Origin of the sequence: Tenacibaculum sp. AHE14PA, from assembly GCF_019278465.1 — a bacterium.
Classification (GTDB): Bacteria; Bacteroidota; Bacteroidia; order Flavobacteriales; family Flavobacteriaceae; genus Polaribacter; species Polaribacter bernardetii.
This window is the reverse complement of record NZ_CP058983.1, coordinates 602,070-628,897: the sequence shown is the minus strand read 5'-3', so window position 1 is coordinate 628,897 and position 26,828 is coordinate 602,070. Positions and strand designations below refer to the sequence as shown.

Here is a 26,828-nt window from a genome sequence, read left to right as displayed (position 1 = left end):
ATTTAGGTATTTATACCTGTTATTATAACAGATTTTATGGTTTATTGCAATACTCTACTTAGAGTTAAAAAACGTTTTAATAATCCATAATTAATCACTAATTTTGCCAAATGCAAAAAATTAAAAATTTAGCGTATTTAGTTGTAGCACTAATAATGTTACAATCTTGTAGTTCATATCACAAAACCTTAAATAAGGGAAGTGTTGAGGAGCAATACAAAATGGCCGTAAAAATGTACGAAACACAAAAGTACAGTAAAGCCTTACGTTTGTTCGAGAAAGTAACACCTTCATTTCGTGGTAAACCACAAATGGAACGTATACAATTTATGGTTTCTCAATCTAATTTTAATGAGAAAAACTATAGTATAGCAGGATATTACTTTAATAGATTTACAAGAAATTATCCTAAAAGTTCTAAAAGAGAAGAAGCAGCTTTTTTATCAGCATTAAGCTATTATAAAGCAGCGCCAAGTTTTAGTTTAGATCCAACAGATACAAATAAAGCCTTAGAATCTTTTCAAGGATTTATTGATAGGTATCCAGATTCTGATAAATTAGACGAAGCAAATAAGTATTATGCTGAGTTGCGTAATAAATTAGAGAAAAAAGCATTTGAAATTGCAAAAACATATTACAAAACAGCTGCTTATGATTCTAGAAATTATAGAGCAGCAATTGTTGCTTTCGATAACTTATTATCAGACTATTTAGGAACTAAATATAAAGAAGAGGCATTATATTTTCGTTTAAAAGCAGCACATGATTTTGTGTTAAAAAGTACGCAACGTAGAAAAGCTGAAAGAATTAAAGCTGCTATAAAAGCGTATGATAAGTTAAAGAGAAGCTTCCCTAAATCTAAATTTATGGGAGATTCAAATGAAATGTTAGCAACATTAAACAAGGAACAAGAACAATTAGTTAAAAGTTAAAAAATGGATTATAAAGAAACGAAAGCGGCATTAAGTACTATTACTTATAACAAAGAAGCTATCGAAGCTCCAACAGAAAACATTTACGAAGCTATTTCTATCATAGCAAAAAGAGCGAATCAAATTAATTCTGATTTAAAGAAAGAATTAGTTGATAAGTTAGATGAGTTTGCTACTTATAACGATAGCTTAGAAGAAGTGTTTGAAAACAAAGAACAAATTGAAGTTTCTAAATTTTACGAGCGTTTGCCAAAGCCTCATGCTATAGCATTAGACGAATGGCTAAACGGTAAAGTATATCACAGAACTCCAGACGTAGAATAATATGTCTGTATTAAGCGGTAAAAAAGTATTACTTGGTGTTACCGCTGGTATTGCCGCGTACAAAACAGCGAACTTAGTTCGTTTATTTATAAAATCTGGCGCAGAAGTTACGGTAGTAATGACTCCTGCGTCTAAAGATTTTATTACTCCACTTACACTTTCCACATTATCTAAAAACCCGGTTCATTCTACTTTTTACGAAAAAGAAGATGAAAACGAGTTATGGAACAATCATGTTGATTTAGGTCTTTGGGCAGATATTATGATTGTTGCTCCTGCCACCGCAAATACCTTGTCTAAAATGACAAACGGTACTTGTGATAACTTATTGTTAGCAACATATTTATCAGCAAAATGTCCAGTTTATTTTGCACCAGCAATGGATTTAGATATGTATCAACACCCATCAACTAAAAAGAGTCTAGATAGTTTACAAGACTTTGGAAATATATTAATTCCAGCTACTTCAGGTGAATTAGCAAGCGGATTGGTTGGAGAAGGTCGTATGGCAGAGCCAGAAGATATTGTTTCTTTTATAGAAAAAGATATTGTTTCTAAATTACCACTTCGAGGAAAAAAAATATTACTCACTGCAGGTCCAACTTATGAGGCAATTGATCCTGTTCGTTTTATAGGAAATCATTCTTCAGGTAAAATGGGATTTGAAATAGCAAAAGCAGCTGCTAATTTAGGAGCCGAAGTTTTTTTAATTTCAGGGCCATCACATCAAAAAGTAAATCATTCTTTTATTCATAGAGTTGATGTAAAATCTGCAGAAGAAATGTATAATGCTTGTCATAAATATTACGGTGAAGCAGATATTGCTATTTTATCGGCAGCTGTAGCAGATTATCGACCAAAAAATGTGGCTACACAGAAAATAAAAAAGAAAGATTCATCGTTAGTAATAGAGTTAGAACCTACAAAAGACATTTTAAAATCTTTAGGCGAAACTAAAAAGAATCAGTTATTAGTAGGTTTTGCTTTAGAAACAGAAAATGAAGTAGAAAATGCTAAAGGCAAAATAGTAAAAAAGAATTTAGATTTAATTATCTTAAATTCACTGCAAGATAAAGGGGCAGGTTTTGCAACTGATACAAATAAAATTACAGTTATTGATGCAGAATTTAATGAGAAATCATTCGAGTTAAAATCTAAAAAAGCAGTAGCGGTAGATATTATAAACGAGATTATAAGCAAAGTTAGTTAAAATAACGATCGTCTTCTCGAGTATTATTGAAAAGTAGAATGTTTTACTTTGAAGATATAAACGCAGTTTATCGAAAGATTTAATAGATATCTACTGTACTCGAACTGACAAATAAAATTATATTAAATGCGTAAGTTTTTCTTTTTAGTTTTTATTTTATCATCAGTTTTTACAATACAGTCGCAAGAGCTTAATGCTTTAGTTACTATAAATACAGATAAAGTTCAGAGTAGTAATAAGCAGGTTTATGAAACCCTTGAAAAATCATTAACTGAATTTATTAATGAAAAACAGTGGACAAACAAAAGTTTTAAACAACAAGAACGTATTAATTGCGCTTTTACAATTATTGTAAACGAGCAAAATGGCAATAATTTTAGAGCAAGTATTCAGGTACAATCTACAAGACCTGTTTACGGTTCTAGCTATGCAACACCTGTATTAAACCTTAATGATACTAATTTTAATTTTCGTTACAACGAATTTGATCCGTTAAATTTTAACCCTAATACTTACGAATCAAATTTAATATCAGTCATTGCTTTTTATGCATATACAATTATTGGTGTAGATGCAGATACGTTTGCTTTAAAAGGAGGAACAGATTACCTGAAAGCAGCAGAAAATGTAATCTTACAAGCACAATCTAATGGCGAATTAGGTTGGCAAAATCAAGTAGGAAAACAAAACCGTTTTGCGTTGATAGATAATTTATTGTCATCTAAATTTAGTTCGTTGCGTTCTATTTATTACGATTATCATAGAAACGGATTTGATAACTTCTTAAATACTAAAGAAGTTGCTAAAGAAACTATAGAGAAAAATGTAATAGCGTTAGATAAGCTATACAATATAGCAATAGGCAATTATATGGTACGTGTTTTTTTAGATGCAAAAAGTGATGAAATAGCAAGTGTTTTTTCTGACGGGAAGCCTACTAAAAACACACAGCAAATGTTAAGTGTTTTATCGAAAATAGCACCTACCTATAAAGGTAAGTGGAAGAAAATTAAGTAGGTAAAAAACTAGAATAGTTTCTATAACAGTTCTTTCAATTAGTATGTTATATGTGATTTCAACTGGAATTATAAATAATGGCTTGGGTAAAACAAGAAGTTTTTTACTAGCTTTTGTGCTTTTATCAATTATAATTGATAACGTATTCTCAAGAAGAAAAAAACAATAAACTTCCGTTCTTTTTAAAGTGCTATAATTCAATCAAAATTTGTATTTTTATTCTTTTAAAGAATAGAATTTGCTTATACAATTATCCATACATAATTACGCGTTAATCAATCAGTTATCGATTGATTTTACAAAAGGTTTATCAATCATAACAGGTGAAACCGGAGCAGGGAAATCCATTTTATTAGGAGCCTTGGGCTTGGTAATGGGAAACCGTGCAGATTTATCATCTTTAAAAAACACTGAAAAAAAGTGTGTTATTGAAGCTAAATTTGCTGTTGAAGGTTATGATTTACAACGTTTATTCGAAAAACTAGATGTAGATTATGAAACCGAAACGATTATTCGAAGAGAAATTCTTCCTTCTGGTAAGTCGAGAGCTTTTGTAAATGATACACCTGTAAACTTATCGGTTTTAACAGCTTTAAAAACAAAACTGATTGATATTCACTCTCAACATCAAACATCACAACTTTCCGATGTTAGTTTTCAGTTTTCTGTGCTAGACGCCTTGGCTAAAAACCAACCAAAAATAGCATCTTATAAAAGAGGGTTAAAAAAGTATTCAGCATTAAATAAAGAGCTTAAAATTCTTCAGCAAGAAACTGAAAAATCCAACGAACAGCATGAGTATAATTTGCATTTATTTAACGAGTTAGAAGAAGCAAATTTAAAAAGTGATGAGCAAGAAGCCTTAGAAGAAAAATTAGAGCGATTAAATAACATAGAAGAAATAAAACTGAGTTTATCAGAATCTTTAGAGATATCAGTAAATGAAGAAATAGGATTACAAAATTTATTGTATTCGCTAGAAAATAGTTTGCAAAAAATAAAAGGATATTCTAAAAAATATGAAGAAATTTCTAACAGAGTTACAAGTATTAAATTAGAGTTAGATGATGTTGTTTCTGAACTAGAAAATGAGAATGAAGCGGTAGATTTTAATCCGAATGAAATAGAAGAATTAAATGATAGATTGCAATTAATTTACAACCTTCAGAAAAAACACTCGGTAGATTCGATTAAAGATTTACAGGCTATCCACGAAACATTATCAGAAAAAGTATCGCAAGTAGCCAATGCAGGAACGTTAATTGAAGCAAAAAATGCTGAGATAAATGAAGTTTCTAAAAAGTTAGATGAAGTTGCAGTGATGATAACAAAATCTAGAAACAAGGCAATTCCGAAATTACAAAAAGCCTTAGAGTTTTTGTTAACAGAATTAGGGATGCCAAATGCACGTTTTTCTATAAAAATAACAGCATCAAAAGAGTATTTTACAAACGGAAAAGATGTATTAGATTTTTTATTCTCTGCAAATAAAGGTGGTAATTTCGGAGAGCTTAAAAAAGTAGCTTCTGGTGGAGAATTATCTAGAATAATGTTATCAATCAAAAAAATATTATCAGAAAACATACAATTACCAACCATTATTTTTGACGAAATAGATACTGGAGTTTCAGGTGAAGTTTCAAACAAAATAGCAAAAATAATGCAAGATATGAGTACAAGTATGCAGGTAATTACTATTACACATTTACCACAAATAGCAGCGAAAGGATTACAGCATTATAAAGTTTATAAAGGCGAAGAAAAAGGCGTTACAACATCTAATTTAAAGTTGTTGTCTAATGATGAAAGAGTAATAGAAATAGCAGAAATGTTAAGCGGAAAAGACATTTCTGAAAGCGCTTTAACACACGCCAAAGAGTTATTGAATTAAAATTATGAGCGAAAACAATGCAGAAAACTTATTTTTTGAAGCAGATCAATTAATAGAAGAAAATAAAATTATTGAGGCAAAAGAAGTTTTAAGAGATTTATTAAATGAATATCCAGATTACGGTAGGGCACATAATCATTTAGGTTGGTTGTACAGTGTGAAATTTAACAATCATCCAAAAGCCAAAAACCACTTAGAATTGGCTATAAAATTCGCTCCAAATCATCAAGGAGTTTATACGAATTATGCCTATTTACTTATAGAAATGAATCTTTTTGATCAAATGCTAGTTTTCGGGAAAAAAGCAATTGATAATAATATTGCAGACAAGGGAACTATTTATAATAAAATGGGACAAGCATATGAGTTAAAAGGGGAATTAATGAATGCTTTTAAACAATATAAACTATCTGTAAAATCAGCTATTAATAACCAGTTTATAGATGAAGTATATGCATCTGTAAATAGGGTTAAAAGTAAAATGAGTATTTTACAAAAGTTAAAACTTATTAACGATTAAACATATAATTATGTACAATTTATTAAAAGGTAAAAAAGGAATTATTTTTGGCGCATTAGATGAAAACTCTATTGCTTGGAAAGTAGCTGAACGTGCACATGAAGAAGGAGCAGAGTTTGTATTAACCAATGCACCGATTGCAATGCGTATGGGGAATATTAAAGAATTAGCAGCCAAAACAGGATCAGAAATTATACCTGCTGATGCTACTTCTATGGAAGATTTAACAAATTTAGTTGAAAAGTCTATGGAAATTTTAGGAGGTAAAATCGATTTCGTTTTACACTCAATCGGTATGTCGGTAAATGTTCGTAAAGGACGTCATTATACCGATTCTAAATATGATTTTACTAGCAAAGGTTGGGATGTTTCTGCGGTGTCTTTTCACAAAGTAATGAATGTTTTATACAACAAAGAAGCTATGAATGAATGGGGAAGCATTGTTGCGTTAACCTACATGGCGGCGCAAAGAGTTTTTCCTGATTATAACGATATGGCCGATAATAAAGCCTATTTAGAGTCGATTGCCCGTAGTTTTGGATACTTCTTTGGTCGTGACCAAAAAGTTCGTGTTAATACGATTTCTCAATCACCAACACCAACTACTGCTGGACAAGGAGTAAAAGGGTTTGACGGATTTATTTCATACGCCGAAAAAATGTCTCCACTAGGTAATGCAACCGCATTAGAATGTGCAGATTATACGATTTCGATGTTTTCTGATTTAACTAAAAAAGTAACTTTACAGAATTTATTTCATGATGGCGGATTCTCTAATATGGGAGTGAGTGAAGCCGTAATGGAAAAATTCGAGTAATATTAGGTAAAGTGATAAAGAATAAAAAATGCAAGTCGTTAGATTTGCATTTTTTATTGATAAAATTATTAAAATGAATACAATTTTAGATATTGAAAAAGAGTTGGCTCCTTTAAGAAAACAGTTAAAAGAGCATACTTTATATACATCCTTAAAAACGATAGAGGATGTAAAGATATTTATGGAGTCACATGTTTTTGCGGTATGGGATTTTATGTCGTTGTTAAAAGCTTTACAAGAAAAATTAACATGTACTACCTTGCCTTGGCTTCCTGTAGTAAATCCTAAAACAGCAAGATTTATTAATGAAATAGTTTTAGGGGAAGAAACAGATGTAAATGAATTAGGAGAACCTAAAAGTCATTTCGAAATGTATATTGATGCTATGAAGCAAGCAGAAGCAAGTACAGTTGAAATAGCTAGTTTTATAAATAGCATTATAGAGCATAATACTATTGATGAATCTTTAAACAAGTGTTTAGTTTTAAAAGAAGTAAAGGAGTTTGTGTCATTTTCTTTTAACGTAATTAACACTCAAGAACCTCATATTATAGCGGCTAGTTTTACTTTTGGAAGAGAAGATGTGATTCCGGATATGTTTTTAGAAATTATTAAGAATACAGAAGATAACTCAACTTTAAACTACAATAAACTAACCTATTATTTAAAAAGACATATAGAGTTAGATGGAGACGAACATGGGCCATTATCTTTAAGGATGATAGAAGAATTATGCGGTAATGATGCACAAAAGTGGAATGATGTTTTATATTATGCTAAAGAATCTTTAAGGAAAAGAATTAATCTTTGGGACGGAATATCAAGGCAAATAATAAACAATACTGTGAACTAATGAAACTAAATTTCTCCATAATAATTCCGGTTTACAATCGTCCGCAAGAAATAGATGAATTGTTAGAAAGTCTTACAAAACAAGATTTTTCTGATGATTTTGAAGTTGTTATTATAGAAGATGGCTCAGAAGATTCGTCGGAGAATATTGTAGAGAAATATAAAAATCAACTTGATTTAAAATATTTTTTTAAAGAAAATAGCGGAGCAGGAGCAAGTAGGAATTACGGAATGCAACAAGCTACCGGAAACTACTTTATAATTTTAGATAGTGACGTTATCGTTCCGCCTCAATATGTATCAGAAGTAAAAAAAGCCTTAGAAAATAATTTTACAGATGCTTTTGGTGGTCCAGATGCCGCGCATAAAAGTTTTACCGATTTACAGAAAGCAATTAATTATTCGATGACGTCGGTTTTAACTACAGGCGGAATTAGAGGTAAGAAAAAAGGTGTTGGTAAGTTTCAGCCACGAAGTTTTAATTTAGGTTTATCGCGGAAAGCTTTCGGAAAAACAAATGGGTTCTCTAAAATGAAAACCGGTGAAGATATCGATTTAACATTTCGTTTATGGGAAAACGGATTAGAAACACAGTTAATTGAAAAAGCCTTTGTATATCATAAACGTAGAAGCACGATACTTCAGTTTTTTAAACAAATTTATTCATTCGGAACAGCAAGGCCAATTTTAAATAAAAAGTATCCAGAAACAGCTAAAATCACGTATTGGTTTCCGAGTTTATTTATTATCGGATTTGATATGAGTGCTCTTTTTGCAATTTTTGGCTATTGGTATTTTATTGCTTTCTACGGATTTTACTTTACGCTACTGTTTATAGATGCATTAATTGAGAATAAAAATATAAAAGTAGCTTTTTTAAGTATTATCACTTCTTTTACACAGTTTATTGGTTACGGTTTGGGTTTTTTAGAATCGAAGTTTTTTCCTGAAAAATAAAATTACATCATTCCGAATTTATTTCGGAATCCCATAAAGGTTGACAATTAATCATGATGTCAAGCTGAAACAAGTTTAGCTTGACGGGAAATGTATCGTCATTACGAGGAAGAATGACGAAGTAATCTTACCTCTCAAAAAGAGATTGCTTCACTTCGTTCGCAATGACGATCAGAATTTACTACATCATTTTGAGTTTATCTGGGGTAACTATAAAGCTAGATAAAAAGTTCAGACAGACGATGATTACTTCGTCATTACGAGGAAGAATGACGAAGTAATCTTACCTCTCAAAAAGAGATTGCTTCACTTCGTTCGCAATGACGATCAGAATTTACTACATCATTTTGAGTTTATCTGGGGTAACTATAAAGCTAGATAAAAAGTTCAGACAGACGATGATTACTTCGTCATTACAAGAAAGAATGACGAAGTAATTTTGCTTCATAAAAAAGAGACTACTTCGCTTGGTTCACAATGAAGCTGATATTAAATAATATCTAAAATACTTTCTGGTGGGCGCCCAATAACAGCTTTATCTCCATTAATAACAATAGGACGTTCTATTAGTTTAGGATTAGCAATCATGGCTTGTATAATTTCAGCATCAGACAATTCTTTTCCTTTAAACTCTTCTTTCCAAACTTTTTCATTCTTACGAACTAATTGAATAGGAGTGATGTTTAATAAGTTAATAATCGTTTTTAATTCGGTCTCTGTAGGAATATTCTCTAAGTATTTTATAACTTCAAATTCCTTACCTGAATTTTCTAAAATTTCTAATCCGCAACGCGATTTACTACACCTGTTATTGTGAAATATTTTTATCATTTTGTTTTAAGTTTTATCAGTTCGAGTAATTTTCGATTTCAAGAGAAAATTATATCGAGAACTATTTTATGAATTATCTTTTTGTCCGTTTAACATTAAATACGATTTTAAAAACGGATTTATGTTTCCGTCCATCACCGCATCTACATTTCCCGTTTCGTGTCCTGTACGCACATCTTTTACTAATTTATAAGGATGCATTACGTAATTACGAATCTGACTTCCCCATTCGGTTTTAAGCTTACCAGCTTCAATATTTTCTCTTGTAGCCAAACGTTTTTGCAATTCAATTTCATACAATTGCGACTTTAGCATCTTTAAAGCGGTGGCTCTATTATCATGTTGCGAACGCGAGTTAGAACACTGAATTTGAATTCCGCTTGGTTTATGAGTCAACTGAACCTTGGTTTCCACTTTGTTTACATTTTGCCCACCAGCACCACTAGAACGAGCGGTAACAATTTCGATATCAGCAGGATTTATTTCTATTTCAATGGTATCATCAGCAACAGGAAACACATATACAGAGCCGAATGTGGTGTGTCGTTTTCCGTTACTATCAAAAGGAGAAATACGAACCAATCGATGTACGCCATTTTCACCTTTTAACCATCCGAAGGCATAATCACCATCAATCTCAATAGTAACTGTTTTTACGCCCGCAACATCACCAGCCTGGTAATTAAGTGTTTTTAATTTAAAACCTTGCTTTTCTGCCCACATGGTGTACATACGCATTAACATTTCTACCCAATCACAACTTTCGGTACCACCAGCACCAGCAGTAATTTGAATGGTTGCACTTAAATTATCACCTTCTTCAGAAAGCATATTTTTAAACTCAATATCTTCTAAAAATGCAGCCGTTTTTTCAAACTGTTCTATTACTTCGGTTTCATCAACAGCATCTTCTTTATAAAAATCATATAAAACAGTAAGATCATCATTCATTGAAATAACCGAATTGTAATCGCTTACCCATTTCTTTTTAAAACGGAGCGATTTCATTAAAACTTCGGCTTCTTTAGGATTGTTCCAAAAATCAGGATTAACAGTTTTTTCTTCTTCATTATTAATTTCAATCAACTTCTTGTCAATCTCTAAATATCCTTTTAACTTGCCAATTCGTTCAGTAATATTTTTAAGCTGTTCGTGTGTAATCATACAACAAAAATACATTTTAAAATCGTAGATAAAAATGGAAATAAACTTAATAAGCGATACTGTTACCAAGCCAGCAAAATTAATGATGAAGGCAATGATGAATGCAGAAGTTGGTGATGATGTTTTTGGTGCTGACCCGACGGTAAACGCATTGCAAGAAAAGGTAGCTAAACTTTTTAATATGGAGGCTGCTTTGTTTTTTCCTTCGGGAACAATGGCAAATCAAACAGCTATTAAAATTCATACACAACCTGGCGATAGAATGTTTTGTGATAAATGGGCACATGTGTATAATTATGAAGGTGGTGGAGCCGCTTTTAACTCAGGAGTAACCTCTCATTTAATCGATGGGCATAGAGGTATGTTTACCGCAAACCAATTAAAAGAAGCCGTATCAGGAAGAGCAGATATTCATGCACCATACAGTCGTTTGGTTTGTATAGAAAACACCACAAATAAAGGAGGAGGTGCTTGTTGGGATTTTGAAGAATTAAAAAAGATTCAGAAAGTAGCTAAAAAGAATGAATTAGCTTTTCATTTAGATGGCGCGCGTTTATTTAATGCTTTAGTGGCTAAAAACGAAACTCCTGCTCAGTATGGCGAATTATTTGATACGATTTCTATTTGTTTGTCTAAAGGATTAGGAGCTCCTGTAGGTTCTATTTTAATAGGAAGTAAAAAGGATATGGAAAAAGCTTTACGTGTGCGTAAATTATTTGGTGGGGGAATGCGACAAGCTGGTTTTTTAGCAGCTGCAGCAATTTATGCGTTAGATAATAATGTAAATCGTTTAGCAGAGGATCATCAAAAAGCGCAACAGATAGGAACTGTTTTAGAAGGATGTTCTTATGTTACAAAAGTAGAACCTATTGAAACTAATATTATTATCTTTTATGTAGATGACAAGATTGATCCGATGGATTTTATCAATAAAATGGCATCAAAAGGTATTCTATTAATCTCTATGGGGGAAGGGAAAATACGAGTTGTTACGCATTTAAATTTAACAAATGAAATGCTGACTATTTTACTAAAAGAACTTAAAAGTTTTTAGAAAAAGATTCTAATAAAAGGAGAGAAAGCATTTGCATAAATGCTTTTATCTTCTTTATATAATACATCGTACTGAATACCAAAAGTAACTTTACCGGTAATGTAAGCTGCCCCAATATTTAAAGAAGGATAGCTGTAGTTATCTTTAACGGTACCAATTTTTTTACTAACATAAGATTGTAAAAGCTCACCAGAAAATTCTATTTGAGGTATTGGTCTATATAAAGCAATAACACTTGCAGAATACATATTTGCACTATAGTCACTACTTTTATTATATAGGTAACCAATACTACCACCAAAAGAGAACTCTTCGTTAAAATCATAAACCGCACTTGGCGATATAGAAAGTGTAGTCGTATTGCTACCAAAACTAAAACCAAAACTACCACCAAAACGTGTGTTGTTCCAAAAATCAGATTCTTGAGAGAATAAACTTATTGATAATAAAAATAAAGAAAGAGTAATAAATTTTTTCATGAAAGTATTTAATATAGTTCGCGTAAAAATAAGAAATTTAATTGGTTAAAATGAAAAAGAGATTGTAATGAAACAATCTCTTTTTTAAGTACTTAATTCAAGTCTTCTAGTTTAGATAACTCTTTATGATTTTTGTTTAATTTACGTAATAGAATACCGTAAATTAACTGGTAAAACAACCAAAGTAATACTAACATTATTAAAGACATAATAGCTGTAACTGCAATAAAAACTAGCATTTTTGAATTGGTAAACTCTGGATGAGATTTAACAGTTGCAACAGCAACAGCAACAGCAATTACAAATAAATACGATAAGTTAAACAAAACGTAATACTTAACTGTTTTTCTCGTATTTACAATTTTTGTCATTAATTCTTTGGTAGAGTCTGTAACTGATATACGTTTATAATTTAAGTAAAACTTCATCAAAAAATAAAACAATATGATGTAAGCTACTATTTGAGAATAAAAAACAAATTGACCTAAACCTATTTTTTCATATTCCTTATTGGCTTCATCCATATCAACGAAAAAATACATGGAGTTTAAGAGTATAAACTCTAATACTCCAATAATAAAAATCCATTTTACGATTGATGATGATCTTGAATGTGCCATTTTATAGATATCAACTTTAGAAACCGTATCTGTTTCTTGAGGCTGGTTATCCCATGCTTTTTTATATTTATCTAAATCCATTATTATGGGTTTAATACTTTTTTTAACTTATCCTTTGCTCTGTTCATCTTCACACGAGCATTTACTTCACTAATACCTAAAGTTACAGATATCTCTTTGTAAGGTTTATCTTCTAGATATAAAAATATTAGTGCTTTGTCAATGTCATTTAATTTTCTAATGGCATTGTAAAGTGCTTTTAATTGTAATTCTTCTGTTTCATCATAGTCAACGGCTTTAATTTTAAAAGCATAGTCGGTAATATCTTGTGTTTTTACAGTTCTAGTAGATTTTCTGTATAAAGAAATTGCGGTGTTTAAAGCCACTCTATACATCCATGTACTAAATTTAGCATCTCCTCTAAACTTACTGTAGTTTTTCCATAGTTGAATTGTTACCTCCTGAAACAAATCGTTATGAGCATCTTGGTTTGTAGTATAAAGCCTACAAATTTTATGCACAATGTTTTGATTGGCTTCAAAATCAGATAAAAATTTATTTTCTAACTCTTTATTCACTAAGTTTAGTATGGTTGATTGGTTATAAGTAGCTCAAAAATACGAATTGTTACAGTTCATCCTAAAAAAAATACAGTTCAGTTGTTTTTAGTTTTAAAAACGATAGATCAGCAGCATATTTGTAGTGTAATTAACCAATAAAAAAGAAGAATCATGAAATTCTTAACTACAACATTAATATTAATTCAACTCTTTATAGTGGCCGAATTAACAGCTCAGAATAAAGAAATACAAGTAACAGTTGTAAATGCGACTTCAGACTTAGGTAAAATAAGTTATGCTTTATATACTAAAGACAATTTCAGGAAAAAACCAATAAAAGCAGCATCAACGATAATAAAAGAAGGTAAAAGTACGGTTGTTTTTAAAGACGTACCATTAGGAGAATATGCTGTTATTTGTTTTCACGATAAAAATAATAATGGTAAAATGGATTTTAAATCGAACGGAATGCCATTAGAAGATTACGGTTCATCAAACAATGTAATTAATCCATATGGGCCGCCACAATATGAACAAGCAAAATTTACGGTTGCTGATAAAAATGTATCTTTAAAAATTAAATTTTAGTAATAAGATAGCAATGGAAAAATATACATCCAATACATTTATAAGTTTGAAAAAAGATTTTTTAGTTTGTTTAAAACTTACGATCATTTTTGGTGTAATTTTTACAATTATAAATCAGCAATTTACTATTAAAGGAGCTGCAGTTGTATTTTTGTTTTCAGCAATGTATTCTTTTATATTGGGCTTAGGAAACGGAATAATTAATAATTATTTAAATACTAGATGGAACTGGGCTACACAAACGAACGAAAGAGTTTGGGCTGGAGTAATTGCAACCATTTGTTACACTATTATAGCGGTTTTATTAATTCATTACATACAATATGTACTAATTTTTAAGCATGATTTTTCTGGTTTTTTTGATGGGAAGTTATTTTGGTCTCATTTATTTGCTATTATAATTTCTTTAGGAATTGCAAGCTTTTTTCATGCACGTAGCTTTATGATTAATTGGAAAGCTTCGTTAAAACAAGAAACTACTCAACACGAAATTGTAGCGAAAACAGAAAGCGCAAAGTTTGAAACTTTAAAAAGTCAGTTAGATCCACATTTTTTATTTAATAGTTTAAACGTTTTAACCTCTTTAATAGACGAAAATCCAAAGCAAGCAGAAAGGTTTACCACCAAATTATCAAAAGTATATCGTTATGTTTTAGAGCAGCGAAATAAAGAATTAATTCCGTTAGAAGAAGAATTAAGGTTTGCAAAAACATATATGGAGTTGTTACAAATGCGATTTGAAGATGCTGTGCAATTTAATATTCCAACCACGGTAAGTAACTCAGATTTAAAAATAGTGCCATTGTCTTTACAATTATTACTCGAAAATGCAGTAAAGCACAATGTAGTTTCATCAAAAAAACCTTTACAAATTCACATTTTTGAAGAAGATGGTTTTTTACAAATTCAAAATACGGTTAATCCTAAAGAAGCAATAGGTAAAAGCACAAAAGTAGGGTTAAGAAATATTGCAGATCGTTATGGTTTAATAACTGATGAACGGGTAGAAATTAAAAATAATAATAAAACATTTACAGTGAGTTTACCGCTGTTAACAAAAACAAATAATATGTCATACAATTCAAAAAATATAGAAAACAGCAAGTATGTAAGAGCTGTAGAAAAGGTAGAGAAATTAAAAGAATTTTATCAAAACTTAGCCTCTTACTGTATTGTAATTCCTTTTTTAATATTTATAAATTTAAGATTTTCACCAGGTTTTCATTGGTTTTGGTTTCCGATTTTTGGATGGGGAGTAGGCTTAACGTTTCATTTTTTAGAAGTAAATAATTACAATATTTTCTTAGGAAAAAATTGGGAAGAGCGTAAGATTAAAGAAATGATGAAGGACGATAAAAATTATAAGTAAGATGGAAGATAAATATATAGCAGAGCAAAAGTATACACAAGCAAAAAAAAGAGTAAAAAAAATTAAAGGGTTTTATACACACTTAGCAATATACTGTATTATTATACCTGTAATAATTTTTGTAAACTTAAAATTCGAACCACATTTTCATTGGTTTTGGTTTTCTGCATTAGGGTGGGGAACAGGTCTTTTTTGCCATTGGTTAAATGTTTTTGGGTTTAACAAAACAGGTTTAACAAAAAACTGGGAAGAACGAAAGATTAAAGAATTAATGAACGAAGATAAAAACTATAAATAAGATGGAAAGAGATTATTCTGAAGAGCAAAAATACATACTTGCAAAAAAGCGAGTAGAAAAAATTAAAGGATTTTATATTCATCTAGCAGTTTTTATTGTTATAAATATTTTCATATCAGCAGTTATTGTATTCGGCTTAATGAACGATGGTACCTATAATTTTATAGAAGCGGTTACGCATTTTGGCACGTATTCTACTTGGTTGTTTTGGGGAATAGGACTGTTTTTTCATTGGTTAGGAGTTTTTGGTTCTAATTTATTCTTCGGAAAAGATTGGGAGAAAAAAAAGATAGAACAATATATGGACGATAATAAATTTTAATTATGGAATCGGAAACAAATTATTTACAAGCAGAAAAAAAAGTAAAAAGGATCAAGAATTTTTATAACCATTTGCAAATATTTGTAATTATGATGGTTGTATTAGCGGTTTTTTCGAATACAATATTTAGTTTTTTTGAAAACCATATTCATAATGCAGGAACTTTAAAGTGGATACGAGCTAATATGTGGATAAACTCTTTATTATGGGCTTTTGGTGTTTTAATTCACGGTTTGTATGTTTTTAAAAGTAAAATAACTTTTCTCGATACCTGGGAAAACAAAAAAGTAAAGGAGTTTATGAATGAAAAAAAATAAAATTATGGAAACTAATAATTACTCAGAAAAATACCTAGTAGCTCAAAAAAAAGTTGAAGAACTTAAACAATTTTACAAACATTTATCTGTATATATACTTGTAAATTTGTTTTTTATAGCACGCCGAATTTATAAAGATATTAAATTAGGTGATTCATTTAAAGAAGCTTTTTTTGATATAGATAATTATCGTTTTTTCTTGTGGTGGGGAATTATTTTGGTACTACACGGTGTAAAAGTGTATAGCAAACAAAACCTGTTTAGTAAAAACTGGGAAGAGCGAAAAATAAAAGAATACATGGATGAAAAATAATAAATAAGAACTATGAATGTTATTATTATTGAAGATGAAAAGCCAGCAGCAAGACGTTTAAACAGAATGTTGTCTGTATTAGAAATAGAAGTAAAAACGATGTTGCATTCTGTAGAAGAATCTATTAATTGGTTTCAGAATAACGAGCATCCAGATTTAATTTTTTTAGATATTCAATTATCAGACGGGTTATCTTTTGAGATTTTTGAAGAAGTTGAAGTTAAATCGGCCATTATTTTTACAACAGCTTACGATGAATATGCATTAAAAGCATTTAAATTAAATTCAATTGATTATTTGTTAAAACCACTCGATGAAGACGAACTAAAGGTTGCAGTAGATAAATTTAAAGAAAATCAAACCCAAAAATCTGAAGTAAAAGTTAATATTGATGATATTCGTAAACTCCTGATAAATCCGGTTGATAGAAAATTTAAAAAACGATTTACAATTAAGGTTGGCCAGCATATAAAGATCATACATATTGATGAAATTGAGTGTTTTTATTCAGAAAATAAAGCAACTTATATACACACAAACTCTAATCGAAATTATTTAATAGACGATTCATTAGAGCATTGGCAAGAGCAATTAAATCCAGAACATTTTTTTAGAGTAAATAGAACTTTTATTGTGCATATAAATGCCATAAAAGATATTGTTTCATATACAAACTCACGCTTGCAATTAGTATTACATTCTTATACTGATGCCGAAATAATAGTAAGCAGAGAGCGTGTAAAGGAATTTAAAAATTGGATTGATTAAAAAATTAGTTATAAAAAGTAACTCACATTAGCTAAGAGTTAAGCATAATGTGAGCTACTGTATTTATTAAAAAGAGGTTGTTTTTATTTTAAGTCAAACCTATCAGCATTCATTACTTTAGTCCAAGCTTTTATAAAGTCGTTAACAAATTTTTCTTTATTATCATCTTGTGCATAAACCTCAGCATATGATCTAAGAATAGAATTAGAACCAAAAACTAGATCCATACGAGTGGCTGTCCAAATAGTTTTACCTGTTTTACGATCACAAATTTCATACAAATTATCGTTTACAGGTTTCCATGTATAATTCATATCAGTTAAATTAACAAAAAAGTCATTAGTTAATCTACCAATAGTATTTGTAAATACACCATGTTTGGTATTGTTGTAATTTGTATCTAACATTCTCATACCTCCAACAAGCACTGTCATTTCAGGAGCTGTTAGTCCCATCAGTTGTGTTCTGTCTAACATCAATTCTTCAGGCGAAACCACATAATCTTTTTTACTCCAGTTTCTGTAACCATCAGCTAAAGGTTCTAAAGGTTTAAAAGAATCTATATCTGTCATTTCATTTGTTGCATCTCCACGACCAGGCGAAAAAGGAACAGTTTTATTAAAACCTGCAGCTTTGGCAGCTTTTTCTATCCCAAGATTACCTGCTAAAACAATTGTATCAGCGATGCTAATATTAAACTGAGAAGCAATAGGTTCTAAAACAGCTAATACACGAGCCAAACGTTTTGGCTCATTTCCTTCCCAATCTTTTTGAGGAGCTAAACGAATACGTGCACCGTTAGCACCACCTCTTTTATCTGATTGTCTAAATGTACGAGCGCTATCCCAAGCAGTCGTTACCATTTCTGAAATAGTTAAACCTGATTCTTCAATTTTTTTCTTTACAGCATTTACATCATAATTAGTATTTCCTGCGGGAATTGGGTCTTGCCAAAGCATGTCTTCTTTAGGTAAGTCTGTACCAAAATAATTTGCGCTAGGCCCCATATCTCTGTGTGTTAGTTTAAACCAAGCACGTGCAAATGTTTCGGAAAAGTATTTTTGATCTTTCTTGAATTTCAAAGAGATCTCCTTGTAAATAGGATCTACTTTCATAGCCATATCTGCATCGGTCATCATTGGATTATGACGAATAGTAGCATCATCAATATCTTTTGGTTTATCTTCTTTTTTAATAGTTACAGGTTCCCATTGCCAAGCACCAGCAGGACTTTTAACAGATTCCCATTCATGATTAAACAGCATTTGAAAAAAACCATCATCCCATTTTGTAGGGTGTGTAGTCCAGGCTCCTTCCAAACCACTTGTTACCGTATAACGACCTTTTCCTGATTTGTTTGGGTTGTGCCAACCAAAACCTTGTTCTTCTACATTTGCACTTTCAGGATCTGGGCCTAAAATACTAGCATCACCATTACCATGTGTTTTACCAACAGTATGCCCCCCAGCTGTTAAAGCAACTGTTTCTTCATCATTCATTGCCATACGTGCGAATGTTTCACGTACGTGGGCGGCTGTTTTTAAAGGATCTGGTTTTCCATTAACACCTTCAGGGTTTACATAAATTAATCCCATTTGTACAGCAGCTAAAGGATTTTCCATCGTTTTGGGTTCATCTACATTTTCATAGCGTTCATCACTTGGTGCTAGCCATTCTTTTTCTGCTCCCCAATAGGTATCTTTTTCTGGTTGCCAAATGTCTTCACGGCCAAAACTAAAACCAAAAGTTTTTAACCCCATGTTTTCATAAGCAATAGTACCTGCCAAAATAATTAAATCGGCCCAGCTAATTTTATTACCATATTTTTTCTTGATAGGCCATAACAATCGTCTTGCTTTGTCTAAACTAGCATTATCTGGCCAAGAATTTAAAGGAGCAAAACGTTGGTTACCAGATCCACCGCCACCACGACCATCAGATATTCGGTAAGAACCAGCAGAGTGCCAAGATAAGCGGATAAATAAACCTCCGTAATGCCCCCAATCTGCAGGCCACCATTCTTGACTGTCTGTCATTAAAATATGCATATCTTTTTTTAAAGACTCAATATCTAGTTTTTTTAGTTCTTCATGATAGTTAAAATCTTCTCCTAAAGGATTTGTCTTTGTATCATGTTGATGTAAAATATCAAGATTTAGTGCGTTAGGCCACCAATCGGTAACAGCTGATTTTGTAGTTGTATTACCTCCATGCATTATTGGGCATTTACCAGAAGATGTAACTTTAACACTTTCTTTTTGTTCTTTATGCATGGGGCATTTGCTTTCATTATTTAATGAGTTTGAATCGTTTTCTTTTTCCATCTATGAAAGTATTTATGAAGTTAATATATTATTGATACCCAAATTTAATAAACTATTATTTATAAAGCTTTATTAGTCAGTGTAATAATTTATTTAATTATAGAGTTATTTTATAGGAAAGTTTATTTTTATTAGTATAAGCTTTTGTTAGAGATTTTAAAAAAATAAAAAAAACAAAGAAAGTGTGTACGAAGATGTAAAGATTAAACAGATAAATATAAAATACTGTTTGTTATTTAGAGAAATTATAAGAAAATAAACTCTAATTATTTAACAAGCAACGACTGCTTTGCTTTTATAAAATCAAAAATCAGATAACTAATAAATTTACCAACTTGATTTATAGCAGAAGGATCTTGAACAATAGTAGGCGAACCTTCACAAATATGAATATAACTTGCATTGGTGTTTTTAGCAAAATAATAAACAAACTCTCTTGCTTGTTGCGATGTGAATCCAGAGGGAGTCATAGCACTACTAGGAAAATTTTGGATACAATCTAAGTCAATCTCAATACCAAAAGACTTTTCTTTAATAAAGTTTTTAGCACGCAACAACTCATTTTCAAACGGAATTGATTTGTAAACTTGTAATTCTTCATAAGTATTATAATCAATACTTATGTTGCTATGAATATAATCGAAAACATATTGTGGAGTGTAGTTTTCATGCAAGCCAAACATAAAATATTTTTCTAAATATTGATGTTCTATAGCATACGAAAACCCGTTACCGCTATGACGTTCTTCTAAACGACGTAAATCGGTATGTGCATCTAAATTAATAACATTTATAGGTTGATTTTTTCCTTCGGATAAACCTTTTAAATTTCCGTAAGCGTTATTATGCCCGCCACCAATTACAATCGGAATTTTATCAACTTCAATAATTATCTTAATAACAGATGATAATTCTTTATCAATCGCTTTTACAAGCAAATCTCCTTTTTCTCTATCAGATCCATCAAAATTTAAAACTTCATTTAAAAAGTCTAAATAGCCTAAAACAAGAATATCTTTTCCGTTAATAAATTGATTCTCTTGCGTATTTAAGAACGATTTTAAAGCTGGTTTAAAAGCAGTATGCGCGCCACCTTTTCCGTAATTCATTTTTACACCAATATCTTCTGGTACGCCAATAATAACAAATTTAGCAGTAACCTTTTTAAGGTTTTCAAGAGTAGAAATTACTTTTACAGATTGCCCTATTTTTGTTTCTCCTTCACGAGGATTTACAAAATCATTAATGTTTTTTTGCGTAAATAACTGTAACATATTAAATTGATTTACCGTTAATAAATACCGTATCAATTAATACAGAACCAAAGTTATAAGGAATAGCACCGTAACTTAAAATTTCTTTTGTAACGATAAAATTAGCTTTCTTACCTTTTGTAATACTTCCAACTTTATCAGATAAATTCATAGCATAAGCACCATTTATAGTACCTGCATTTATAGCTTCTTCGGGTGTCATTTTCATTTTAATACAAGCAGTAGCAACTACAAAATTCATATTACCAGAAGGTGTAGAACCTGGATTGAAATCAGTTGCCAAAGCTAGTGGTAATCCTGCATTTATAATATCTCTAGCTGGAGTGTACGGAATACTTAAAAAATAAGAACAAGACGGTAATGCTACAGGCATTGTACTTGTTCCTTTTAAGGCATAAATATCATCTGTACTCATAACCTCTAAATGATCTACAGATAAAGCATTGTGTTTTACACTTACCTGAACTCCGCCTATAGTTGTAAACTGGTTCACGTGTACTTTTGGTATTAATCCATGTTTTTTACCTGCTTCTAAAATTCTATCTGTATCTTTTACAGAGAAATAACCAGTTTCACAAAAAGCATCTATAAAATCAGCCAATTTTTCTTTAGCTATTTTGGGTAACATTTCATTAATAATTAAATCGATGTAGCCATTTTTATCATCTTTGTATTCTTTTGGAAAAGCGTGTGCTCCTAAAAATGTAGCTTTGATGGGTAAGTTGTAGTTTTCGCGTAACCTTTTAATAACGCGTAACATTTTTAATTCAGCATTAACAGTTAATCCGTAGCCTGATTTAATTTCAACAGCGCCAGTACCAAGTTTCATAACCTCTTCTAATCGAACTGCTGATTGCTCATACAAATCTTCTATTGAAGTTTCTTGAAGTTTCTTGGCTGAATTTAAAATTCCGCCACCATTATTAGCTATTTCCTCATAGGTTAATCCGTTAATTCTGTCAACAAATTCTTGTTCTCTATTACCAGCATATACGATATGAGTATGAGAGTCACACCAAGTAGGAAGAATCATTTTACCCGTGCAATCGATAGTTTTGTCTGCTTTAGCAGATAAATTAGTCATCATACCAAAATCCAGAATTCTATCATCTTTAATTAATAGAAAAGCATTTTTTAAAGTAGGTAAAATACTCATTTCTTTTCCAGAAACTTTCTTAATATTAGCTTCTCTAACCTGAATTAATTCTTTGATGTTTATGAATAATGTTGTCATTATCGTTTTATGAAATTTGTTACACAAACTTACGGTAAAAACAATAAAAGCTATAGTTTTTAAATGAGAATACTTTTAAACAACCGTAAAAATTTGATGTTTTTAGTTTTTTAAAAGGTGTGTTTTTTCTTTTAATAAACGAATAAATACGGTAGTAAAAAAGATGAAAAATAACCAATCATTTACTCCGTAAATAGCAAAGAAAGCACCTGCCATTAGGTCTTTTTCAAAAACATTAGAAATGGTATTGTTAAGTATCCAATTTATCCAAATACAACCATAAATAAATTTTTCAATAGCAAAAACACCTACTAACCATTTTACTTTGGTGTAATTTTTTGCGATACTCATATATGCCAATCCCCAAATAAGTATCATTAAAAGTCCAAAATTAGACATTACAACCGGATCAGCTTCGTTAATAACAGTATTCGTGAAAAATTTCGAAAAAATAAGGACTGTTGCGTTCATTAATCCTGCAACAATAAATCCCTTTTTAATTGTAGTATTGTTTATTGTCATAATGTGTAGTTTATGGAAAGTAAATATCTATAATAATTTATACAAAACACCTAAATCTACCCAATTCGTGTTCCGTTTTTAATTTTCCTATCCGGAGAAATAAGCGTTATTTCATGCTGTTCGCCAACAGCACCTAATACCAAACATTCGCTCATTATGTTGGCAATTTGTTTTTTAGGAAAGTTAATAACAGCTACTATTTGGTTGCCTATTAATTCTTCTGGAGCGTATAGTTTTGTAATTTGAGCAGAAGTTTTTTTTATACCAAATTCGCCAAAATCTATTTGCATTTTATAAGCAGGATTTTTTACTTCTTTAAAAACTTCGGCAGAAAGTATTGTTCCTACACGCATTTCTACTTTTGTAAAATCATCCCAAGTTAAAGTATTGTCTTTCATAAATATTTATTATTACAGGTAGCATTTTAACCAAACATCCATTATGGGTTTTCATAGTTTTTATTTAGTAATCTATTGGCAGCAGTAAATGGCGTTGTTTTTCCGTTTTCTAACTTTTTAAACTCTTCTTTTAGTAAAATTTTTATTTCAGAATTGTTATAAAAATTACTTTTTAACTGCTGATTGATTGTTTCTAATAACCAGTATTTATTTTGATCAATTCTTTTTTGTTGAAAATAAAAAGTATTAATTGCTGAGGTTATATATTCGTTAATCATTTTATAAACGTCAGCAATACCTTTATTATGTAGCGCACTTGCTAATAAAACTTTAGGTTGCCAACCACTATTTTTTGGTGGATATAAATGTAGTGCTCTGTTGAACTCAACTTTTGCGATTTTTGCATTTTTCTCGTTACCACTATCTGCTTTATTAATAACAATGGCATCAGCCATTTCTATAATTCCTCGTTTAATACCTTGTAATTCGTCACCTGCACCGGCAAGTTTTAATAATAAAAAGAAATCGGTCATAGAATGTACGGCAGTTTCAGACTGCCCAACGCCAACGGTTTCTATAATAATAGTATCAAAACCAGCAGCTTCACACAAAATAATAGATTCACGTGTTTTTTGAGCAACACCACCTAATGAAGTTCCTGACGGAGAAGGTCTTATAAATGCATTTTTATCGGTAACCAATTCTTCCATTCTAGTTTTATCACCTAAAATACTACCTCTATTAATAGAGCTACTTGGGTCTACAGCTAAAACAGCTACTTTTTTACCTAGCGAAGTTAAGTGCTTACCAAAAGCCTCAATAAATGTACTTTTTCCAACTCCAGGAACACCCGTAATACCAATTCTTACCGATTTGTTTGCATGTGGTAAACAAGCTTCTAAAATTTCATTAGCCTGTTGTTGGTGTTTAGTATTGGTGCTTTCAACCAAAGTAATTGCTCTGCTTAAAAAAGGAATACTTCCTGCTAGTATTTCACGAATATATTTAGGAGTGTCAGCCTTTTTTCTTCTACTTATTTTTATTTTTTCAGCAGCTGATTTACTAGTCGTTTCTGGTTGAGAAACGCCATCTTTTTCAGAAAGAGCAGATTTGTTGATATTAGCCATATTTTAGTAAAAACGAAATAATAAGGTAAATTTAGAAATAAAAATTCAGCAAAATGCAACGAAGCTTAAAAAGTATCGTCTTTAGTATAAGAAATCAATAATGAAGTCGACCAAACAGTTACATCAATCAATTATAAATGCGTGTAAAAACAACGATGCAAAAGCACAAATGCAGTTGTATGATTTGTATTGCGAAGCGATGCTTACTATTGCAAATCGTTATGTAAAAGATACATTTATAGCAGAAGATATTATGCAAGAAGCTTTTATAAAGGCTTTTAAAAATATGAAAATGTATAAAGAGGAAGTTGCATTCGGAGCTTGGTTAAAACGTATTGTAATTAATCAAAGTATTGATTGGTTAAAAAAGAAAAAGCTTGAGTTTGTCGCTATAAATGAAGAAGCAACAAAAATAACAGCAGATGATAATTGGGAAGTAGAAACCGTTATTTCATACCAAGAAATTATAAACTGCATTCAAAAATTAAAAGATAAATACAGCGTAGTACTAACCTTGTTTTTGCTAGAAGGTTATGATCATGGTGAAATTTCCGAAATATTAGGAATTTCAGAATCAACATCTAGAACTCATTTGTTAAGAGGTAAAAAGAAAGTGCAAGAACAATTAAAAGCAGTATATAATGTCTAAAGATATTAGAGAAATATTAAAAAATAATAGTGAAGATAACGCAAAGTTATCAACAAATCATAGGCAACGTTTTCAACAAAAAATGATGGACGAATTGCATGATAAATCATCAGGAAAAAAATCATTTCAATGGTTATATGCAGCGGCATCAATTGTAATATTGTTAGGGATAGGAATAACATTTTATCCATCAGAAAATATAAATACACCAATTAATAGCACCCCAAATACTATTAGTTTAGGTACTATTTCACCAGAATTAAAAACAATAGAATCGTATTATATAAATACGATAAATTACGAACTAAGTCAGTTAGAATTAACTGATGATACTAAAGACTTTTTTGATGGTTATTTTGCTAAAATAGGCGAGCTAACCAACGAATATAAATCGTTAACCGAAGAGCTCAATAAAAAAGGAATTAACGATAATACGATCAATGCATTGATTGGGAACCTGCAATTGCGTTTACAGCTGTTAAAACGTATGCAAAAACAATTAAATGAACTTAAAAATCCAATTCAAAATGACATTCAAACAATTTAAAATAAGTACTTTTTTATTACTCGCAACAAGTGTTGTGTTTGCTCAGAAATACGATAAGAAATTTAGCGAAAACTTTAAAACAAATAAAGATGTAATCGTTAATATTAATGCATCTAATGCGGATGTAAATGTAACTACGTGGAATAAAAATGAAGTTTCTGTAGAGGCTGTTATAGAAATAGAAGGATTAGATAAAGCTGAAGCTAAAAAGTATTTTGAAAACTGGAAATTTGAAGCTTTAGGTAATAAAAGTAAAGTGCAAATTAATGCTAAAAGCAATAGTTTTCATTCTTTAAATACGGATGATATAATATTTTTTAATTCGTCAAAAAACAATAACATTTATCATTATAATACTAATGGATCGAATGTTATTGTATTGCCAGAGATGCCTGAATTACCAGAAATGCCCGATATGTCGGAGATTGAAATCCCTGAAATCAACTTTGAAGAAATAGTATCTGATTTAGATTATATGGAGTTCGATTTTGATAAGTATGCCAAAGATGGTGAAAATTATTTTTTTCAGTGGAAAGATGGTGTTAACGGTATTACTATAAAGTCAAAAAAAGAATGGGAGAAGTTTAAGAAAAGTGAAAAATATAAGAAGTTTAAAGAGAGTATTAAAAAAAGTAAAGAAACAATGAGAAAAAGTCGTTTAACGATGCTGAAAAGCAGAGAAACGTCGAGTAAACACAGAGCTATAGCTGAGAAATCTAGAAATAAAGCTCGTAAAAATGCTATAGAGATGTTACAGAAATCTCGTTTATCAGAAAAAGAATACTCGAAAGAAATTAAAGAAGCATTAAGGAAAGCTAAGGAATCACTTAAAAACACCAAATTAGATTTTGTTTTTTTAAATAAATCAGGAGCAGTTACAGTAAACGGAAAAAAAGTAAAAGTCACTAAGAAGATTACTATAAAAGTACCTAAAAATGCAACTTTCGATTTAAATACACGCCATTGTAAAGTGAAATTACCAAAAACAAAAGCTTCAGGAAAAGTAAGTTATGGTACTTTTAACGCAGATGTTTTAAGCGGAGGTGAATTAAATATATCATATTCACCAGTAACAATAAATTCACTAAATACTACTAAATTATTTTTAAATAATGTAACCGATGCTCATATAGTATCGGTTGCTAACGCTACATTAAATACTAATTCATCAAAATTAATTATAGATCACGTTTATGAAGAAGTTTCAATAAAAAATGAATTTGGAGAATTATTGATAAATAAAATTGATTCAAAAATGAATAACTTAATGGTCTTCTTAAATTATTCAAACAGTACAATAAATATATCAGACATAGATACCACAATAGATGTTAGCACTAAAAACGGGAAATTTGAATTTGATGAAAAGTTAGGGAAGTTAAATAAAGCAACTAAAGATTCAGAGGGATTTATTAGATATAAACGAGCATCAACAACGTCTATTAATAAATTTATTGTAGTATCTAATTACGGCGATATTAAACTGAAATAAGTTTTATATTTTAACTAAAACTTCACTAAAATTCCATTTCATTATTCCTTATAAAGTG

At 30.5% G+C, this 26,828-nt stretch carries 31 protein-coding genes; 20 read left to right on the top strand and 11 right to left on the bottom strand.

Annotated features, from left to right (window positions below; genetic code table 11):
- Positions 1 to 110: 110 nt before the first annotated feature.
- The 9 genes from H0I30_RS02820 to H0I30_RS02780 all read left to right on the top strand — a co-directional run bounded on the left by H0I30_RS02820 (position 111) and on the right by H0I30_RS02780 (position 8,520).
- Positions 111 to 932 carry an outer membrane protein assembly factor BamD gene (locus H0I30_RS02820; RefSeq protein ID WP_218772800.1) on the top strand — a complete coding sequence of 274 codons (822 nt, stop codon included), beginning with the start codon at positions 111 to 113 and terminating at the stop codon, positions 930 to 932.
- 3 nt (positions 933 to 935) lie between these two features.
- Complete coding sequence (locus tag H0I30_RS02815) at positions 936 to 1,256, top strand: DNA-directed RNA polymerase subunit omega (RefSeq protein WP_218772799.1); 321 nt, start codon at positions 936 to 938, stop codon at positions 1,254 to 1,256.
- Between the two features lies 1 nt (position 1,257).
- Positions 1,258 to 2,466 (top strand): bifunctional phosphopantothenoylcysteine decarboxylase/phosphopantothenate--cysteine ligase CoaBC, encoded by a 1,209-nt coding sequence (gene coaBC / locus H0I30_RS02810; protein ID WP_218772798.1) that lies wholly within the window; start codon positions 1,258 to 1,260, stop codon positions 2,464 to 2,466.
- A 126-nt stretch (positions 2,467 to 2,592) separates the two neighbouring features.
- Positions 2,593 to 3,483, top strand: coding sequence for a DUF4835 family protein (locus tag H0I30_RS02805; RefSeq protein ID WP_218772797.1), 891 nt, complete (start codon positions 2,593 to 2,595; stop codon positions 3,481 to 3,483).
- Between the two features lie 238 nt (positions 3,484 to 3,721).
- Positions 3,722 to 5,374: a DNA repair protein RecN gene (recN, locus tag H0I30_RS02800; protein WP_218772796.1), complete on the top strand. Its 1,653-nt coding sequence runs from the start codon at positions 3,722 to 3,724 to the stop codon at positions 5,372 to 5,374.
- 4 nt (positions 5,375 to 5,378) lie between these two features.
- Complete coding sequence (locus tag H0I30_RS02795; RefSeq protein ID WP_218772795.1) at positions 5,379 to 5,894, top strand: hypothetical protein; 516 nt, start codon at positions 5,379 to 5,381, stop codon at positions 5,892 to 5,894.
- 10 nt (positions 5,895 to 5,904) lie between these two features.
- Complete coding sequence (locus tag H0I30_RS02790) at positions 5,905 to 6,711, top strand: enoyl-ACP reductase (protein WP_218772794.1); 807 nt, start codon at positions 5,905 to 5,907, stop codon at positions 6,709 to 6,711.
- Positions 6,712 to 6,784: 73 nt separating this feature from the next.
- Positions 6,785 to 7,564, top strand: a complete 780-nt coding sequence (locus H0I30_RS02785; protein ID WP_218772793.1) for a DUF3050 domain-containing protein — start codon at positions 6,785 to 6,787, stop codon at positions 7,562 to 7,564.
- Positions 7,564 to 8,520 (top strand): glycosyltransferase family 2 protein, encoded by a 957-nt coding sequence (locus H0I30_RS02780; protein ID WP_218772792.1) that lies wholly within the window; start codon positions 7,564 to 7,566, stop codon positions 8,518 to 8,520. The genes H0I30_RS02785 and H0I30_RS02780 overlap by 1 nt, the downstream gene beginning before the upstream one ends.
- A 489-nt stretch (positions 8,521 to 9,009) precedes the next feature.
- Here H0I30_RS02780 and arsC read toward each other — a convergent pair whose 3' ends face one another.
- A complete protein-coding gene (arsC, locus tag H0I30_RS02775) occupies positions 9,010 to 9,351 on the bottom strand; it encodes an arsenate reductase (glutaredoxin) (protein ID WP_218772791.1) in 342 nt (113 codons plus the stop codon).
- A gap of 66 nt (positions 9,352 to 9,417) precedes the next feature.
- Positions 9,418 to 10,515 carry a peptide chain release factor 2 gene (gene prfB, locus H0I30_RS02770; RefSeq protein WP_218772790.1) on the bottom strand — a complete coding sequence of 366 codons (1,098 nt, stop codon included), beginning with the start codon at positions 10,513 to 10,515 and terminating at the stop codon, positions 9,418 to 9,420.
- A gap of 34 nt (positions 10,516 to 10,549) precedes the next feature.
- Between prfB and H0I30_RS02765 the strand changes: the two genes are divergently transcribed.
- Positions 10,550 to 11,569 (top strand): low specificity L-threonine aldolase, encoded by a 1,020-nt coding sequence (locus H0I30_RS02765; protein WP_218772789.1) that lies wholly within the window; start codon positions 10,550 to 10,552, stop codon positions 11,567 to 11,569.
- Here the strand turns inward: H0I30_RS02765 and H0I30_RS02760 are convergent.
- From H0I30_RS02760 to H0I30_RS02750, 3 genes are all read right to left on the bottom strand, one after another.
- Entirely contained in the window at positions 11,566 to 12,048 is a 483-nt protein-coding gene (locus tag H0I30_RS02760; RefSeq protein WP_218772788.1) for a hypothetical protein, read from the bottom strand. The two genes, H0I30_RS02765 and H0I30_RS02760, sit on opposite strands and share 4 nt — an antisense overlap.
- Positions 12,049 to 12,140: 92 nt before the next feature.
- Positions 12,141 to 12,749: a hypothetical protein gene (locus tag H0I30_RS02755; RefSeq protein ID WP_255554321.1), complete on the bottom strand. Its 609-nt coding sequence runs from the start codon at positions 12,747 to 12,749 to the stop codon at positions 12,141 to 12,143.
- 2 nt (positions 12,750 to 12,751) lie between these two features.
- Positions 12,752 to 13,246, bottom strand: coding sequence for an RNA polymerase sigma factor (locus H0I30_RS02750; RefSeq protein WP_218772787.1), 495 nt, complete (start codon positions 13,244 to 13,246; stop codon positions 12,752 to 12,754).
- A 153-nt stretch (positions 13,247 to 13,399) separates the two neighbouring features.
- Here H0I30_RS02750 and H0I30_RS02745 point away from each other — a divergent pair, with 153 nt between their 5' ends.
- Genes H0I30_RS02745 through H0I30_RS02715 form a run of 7 tightly spaced genes read left to right on the top strand, consistent with a single transcriptional unit; the run spans position 13,400 to position 17,203 of the window.
- Entirely contained in the window at positions 13,400 to 13,816 is a 417-nt protein-coding gene (locus tag H0I30_RS02745; protein WP_218772786.1) for a DUF2141 domain-containing protein, read from the top strand.
- Between the two features lie 46 nt (positions 13,817 to 13,862).
- The gene (locus H0I30_RS02740) at positions 13,863 to 15,185 is read left to right on the top strand and encodes a 2TM domain-containing protein (protein ID WP_338056311.1); all 1,323 of its coding nucleotides are present in this window, start codon (positions 13,863 to 13,865) and stop codon (positions 15,183 to 15,185) included.
- A gap of 1 nt (position 15,186) precedes the next feature.
- Positions 15,187 to 15,483: a 2TM domain-containing protein gene (locus tag H0I30_RS02735; protein ID WP_218772784.1), complete on the top strand. Its 297-nt coding sequence runs from the start codon at positions 15,187 to 15,189 to the stop codon at positions 15,481 to 15,483.
- Position 15,484: 1 nt separating this feature from the next.
- Entirely contained in the window at positions 15,485 to 15,805 is a 321-nt protein-coding gene (locus H0I30_RS02730) for a 2TM domain-containing protein (protein WP_218772783.1), read from the top strand.
- A gap of 2 nt (positions 15,806 to 15,807) precedes the next feature.
- Positions 15,808 to 16,122 carry a 2TM domain-containing protein gene (locus H0I30_RS02725; RefSeq protein WP_218772782.1) on the top strand — a complete coding sequence of 105 codons (315 nt, stop codon included), beginning with the start codon at positions 15,808 to 15,810 and terminating at the stop codon, positions 16,120 to 16,122.
- Positions 16,109 to 16,435 (top strand): 2TM domain-containing protein, encoded by a 327-nt coding sequence (locus H0I30_RS02720; RefSeq protein WP_218772781.1) that lies wholly within the window; start codon positions 16,109 to 16,111, stop codon positions 16,433 to 16,435. Before H0I30_RS02725 ends, H0I30_RS02720 begins: the two co-directional genes overlap by 14 nt.
- 12 nt (positions 16,436 to 16,447) lie before the next feature.
- Entirely contained in the window at positions 16,448 to 17,203 is a 756-nt protein-coding gene (locus tag H0I30_RS02715) for a LytTR family DNA-binding domain-containing protein (RefSeq protein ID WP_218772780.1), read from the top strand.
- Positions 17,204 to 17,286: 83 nt separating this feature from the next.
- Here the strand turns inward: H0I30_RS02715 and katG are convergent, their stop codons facing one another.
- The 6 genes from katG to meaB all read right to left on the bottom strand — a co-directional run bounded on the left by katG (position 17,287) and on the right by meaB (position 24,082).
- A complete protein-coding gene (katG, locus tag H0I30_RS02710; RefSeq protein WP_218772779.1) occupies positions 17,287 to 19,527 on the bottom strand; it encodes a catalase/peroxidase HPI in 2,241 nt (746 codons plus the stop codon).
- 266 nt (positions 19,528 to 19,793) lie between these two features.
- Positions 19,794 to 20,801, bottom strand: coding sequence for a formimidoylglutamase (locus H0I30_RS02705; protein WP_218772778.1), 1,008 nt, complete (start codon positions 20,799 to 20,801; stop codon positions 19,794 to 19,796).
- Position 20,802: 1 nt separating this feature from the next.
- Positions 20,803 to 22,035, bottom strand: coding sequence for an imidazolonepropionase (gene hutI, locus H0I30_RS02700; protein WP_218772777.1), 1,233 nt, complete (start codon positions 22,033 to 22,035; stop codon positions 20,803 to 20,805).
- 102 nt (positions 22,036 to 22,137) lie between these two features.
- Positions 22,138 to 22,557, bottom strand: coding sequence for a hypothetical protein (locus tag H0I30_RS02695; RefSeq protein ID WP_218772776.1), 420 nt, complete (start codon positions 22,555 to 22,557; stop codon positions 22,138 to 22,140).
- A gap of 56 nt (positions 22,558 to 22,613) precedes the next feature.
- Complete coding sequence (locus tag H0I30_RS02690) at positions 22,614 to 22,955, bottom strand: tRNA-binding protein (protein ID WP_218772775.1); 342 nt, start codon at positions 22,953 to 22,955, stop codon at positions 22,614 to 22,616.
- 41 nt (positions 22,956 to 22,996) lie between these two features.
- Positions 22,997 to 24,082 carry a methylmalonyl Co-A mutase-associated GTPase MeaB gene (meaB, locus tag H0I30_RS02685; RefSeq protein ID WP_218772774.1) on the bottom strand — a complete coding sequence of 362 codons (1,086 nt, stop codon included), beginning with the start codon at positions 24,080 to 24,082 and terminating at the stop codon, positions 22,997 to 22,999.
- Between the two features lie 100 nt (positions 24,083 to 24,182).
- Here meaB and H0I30_RS02680 point away from each other — a divergent pair, with 100 nt between their 5' ends.
- From H0I30_RS02680 to H0I30_RS02670, 3 genes are read left to right on the top strand one after another with little or no spacing between them, the layout of a single operon-like run.
- Positions 24,183 to 24,731, top strand: coding sequence for an RNA polymerase sigma factor (locus tag H0I30_RS02680; RefSeq protein WP_218772773.1), 549 nt, complete (start codon positions 24,183 to 24,185; stop codon positions 24,729 to 24,731).
- Positions 24,724 to 25,278 carry a hypothetical protein gene (locus H0I30_RS02675; protein WP_218772772.1) on the top strand — a complete coding sequence of 185 codons (555 nt, stop codon included), beginning with the start codon at positions 24,724 to 24,726 and terminating at the stop codon, positions 25,276 to 25,278. Before H0I30_RS02680 ends, H0I30_RS02675 begins: the two co-directional genes overlap by 8 nt.
- Positions 25,259 to 26,770 carry a hypothetical protein gene (locus H0I30_RS02670; protein WP_218772771.1) on the top strand — a complete coding sequence of 504 codons (1,512 nt, stop codon included), beginning with the start codon at positions 25,259 to 25,261 and terminating at the stop codon, positions 26,768 to 26,770. The genes H0I30_RS02675 and H0I30_RS02670 overlap by 20 nt, the downstream gene beginning before the upstream one ends.
- Positions 26,771 to 26,828: the final 58 nt, after the last annotated feature.

What these genes read in the sequence shown, in the direction of transcription:
- H0I30_RS02735 (WP_218772784.1), top strand. Translation starts at nt 15,187, where the DNA reads ATGGAAGATAAATATATAGCAGAGCAAAAGTATACACAAGCAAAAAAA.
- H0I30_RS02755 (WP_255554321.1), bottom strand. Translation starts at nt 12,749, where the DNA reads ATGGATTTAGATAAATATAAAAAAGCATGGGATAACCAGCCTCAAGAA.
- H0I30_RS02745 (WP_218772786.1), top strand. Translation starts at nt 13,400, where the DNA reads ATGAAATTCTTAACTACAACATTAATATTAATTCAACTCTTTATAGTG.
- H0I30_RS02765 (WP_218772789.1), top strand. Translation starts at nt 10,550, where the DNA reads ATGGAAATAAACTTAATAAGCGATACTGTTACCAAGCCAGCAAAATTA.
- arsC (WP_218772791.1), bottom strand. Translation starts at nt 9,351, where the DNA reads ATGATAAAAATATTTCACAATAACAGGTGTAGTAAATCGCGTTGCGGA.
- H0I30_RS02805 (WP_218772797.1), top strand. Translation starts at nt 2,593, where the DNA reads ATGCGTAAGTTTTTCTTTTTAGTTTTTATTTTATCATCAGTTTTTACA.
- H0I30_RS02690 (WP_218772775.1), bottom strand. Translation starts at nt 22,955, where the DNA reads ATGAAAGACAATACTTTAACTTGGGATGATTTTACAAAAGTAGAAATG.
- H0I30_RS02680 (WP_218772773.1), top strand. Translation starts at nt 24,183, where the DNA reads ATGAAGTCGACCAAACAGTTACATCAATCAATTATAAATGCGTGTAAA.
- H0I30_RS02820 (WP_218772800.1), top strand. Translation starts at nt 111, where the DNA reads ATGCAAAAAATTAAAAATTTAGCGTATTTAGTTGTAGCACTAATAATG.
- H0I30_RS02795 (WP_218772795.1), top strand. Translation starts at nt 5,379, where the DNA reads ATGAGCGAAAACAATGCAGAAAACTTATTTTTTGAAGCAGATCAATTA.
- H0I30_RS02720 (WP_218772781.1), top strand. Translation starts at nt 16,109, where the DNA reads ATGAAAAAAAATAAAATTATGGAAACTAATAATTACTCAGAAAAATAC.
- katG (WP_218772779.1), bottom strand. Translation starts at nt 19,527, where the DNA reads ATGGAAAAAGAAAACGATTCAAACTCATTAAATAATGAAAGCAAATGC.
- H0I30_RS02760 (WP_218772788.1), bottom strand. Translation starts at nt 12,048, where the DNA reads ATGAAAAAATTTATTACTCTTTCTTTATTTTTATTATCAATAAGTTTA.
- H0I30_RS02670 (WP_218772771.1), top strand. Translation starts at nt 25,259, where the DNA reads ATGACATTCAAACAATTTAAAATAAGTACTTTTTTATTACTCGCAACA.
- H0I30_RS02730 (WP_218772783.1), top strand. Translation starts at nt 15,485, where the DNA reads ATGGAAAGAGATTATTCTGAAGAGCAAAAATACATACTTGCAAAAAAG.
- H0I30_RS02675 (WP_218772772.1), top strand. Translation starts at nt 24,724, where the DNA reads ATGTCTAAAGATATTAGAGAAATATTAAAAAATAATAGTGAAGATAAC.
- prfB (WP_218772790.1), bottom strand. Translation starts at nt 10,515, where the DNA reads ATGATTACACACGAACAGCTTAAAAATATTACTGAACGAATTGGCAAG.
- H0I30_RS02780 (WP_218772792.1), top strand. Translation starts at nt 7,564, where the DNA reads ATGAAACTAAATTTCTCCATAATAATTCCGGTTTACAATCGTCCGCAA.
- coaBC (WP_218772798.1), top strand. Translation starts at nt 1,258, where the DNA reads ATGTCTGTATTAAGCGGTAAAAAAGTATTACTTGGTGTTACCGCTGGT.
- H0I30_RS02785 (WP_218772793.1), top strand. Translation starts at nt 6,785, where the DNA reads ATGAATACAATTTTAGATATTGAAAAAGAGTTGGCTCCTTTAAGAAAA.
- H0I30_RS02725 (WP_218772782.1), top strand. Translation starts at nt 15,808, where the DNA reads ATGGAATCGGAAACAAATTATTTACAAGCAGAAAAAAAAGTAAAAAGG.
- hutI (WP_218772777.1), bottom strand. Translation starts at nt 22,035, where the DNA reads ATGACAACATTATTCATAAACATCAAAGAATTAATTCAGGTTAGAGAA.
- H0I30_RS02715 (WP_218772780.1), top strand. Translation starts at nt 16,448, where the DNA reads ATGAATGTTATTATTATTGAAGATGAAAAGCCAGCAGCAAGACGTTTA.
- H0I30_RS02695 (WP_218772776.1), bottom strand. Translation starts at nt 22,557, where the DNA reads ATGACAATAAACAATACTACAATTAAAAAGGGATTTATTGTTGCAGGA.
- meaB (WP_218772774.1), bottom strand. Translation starts at nt 24,082, where the DNA reads ATGGCTAATATCAACAAATCTGCTCTTTCTGAAAAAGATGGCGTTTCT.
- H0I30_RS02705 (WP_218772778.1), bottom strand. Translation starts at nt 20,801, where the DNA reads ATGTTACAGTTATTTACGCAAAAAAACATTAATGATTTTGTAAATCCT.
- H0I30_RS02790 (WP_218772794.1), top strand. Translation starts at nt 5,905, where the DNA reads ATGTACAATTTATTAAAAGGTAAAAAAGGAATTATTTTTGGCGCATTA.
- H0I30_RS02815 (WP_218772799.1), top strand. Translation starts at nt 936, where the DNA reads ATGGATTATAAAGAAACGAAAGCGGCATTAAGTACTATTACTTATAAC.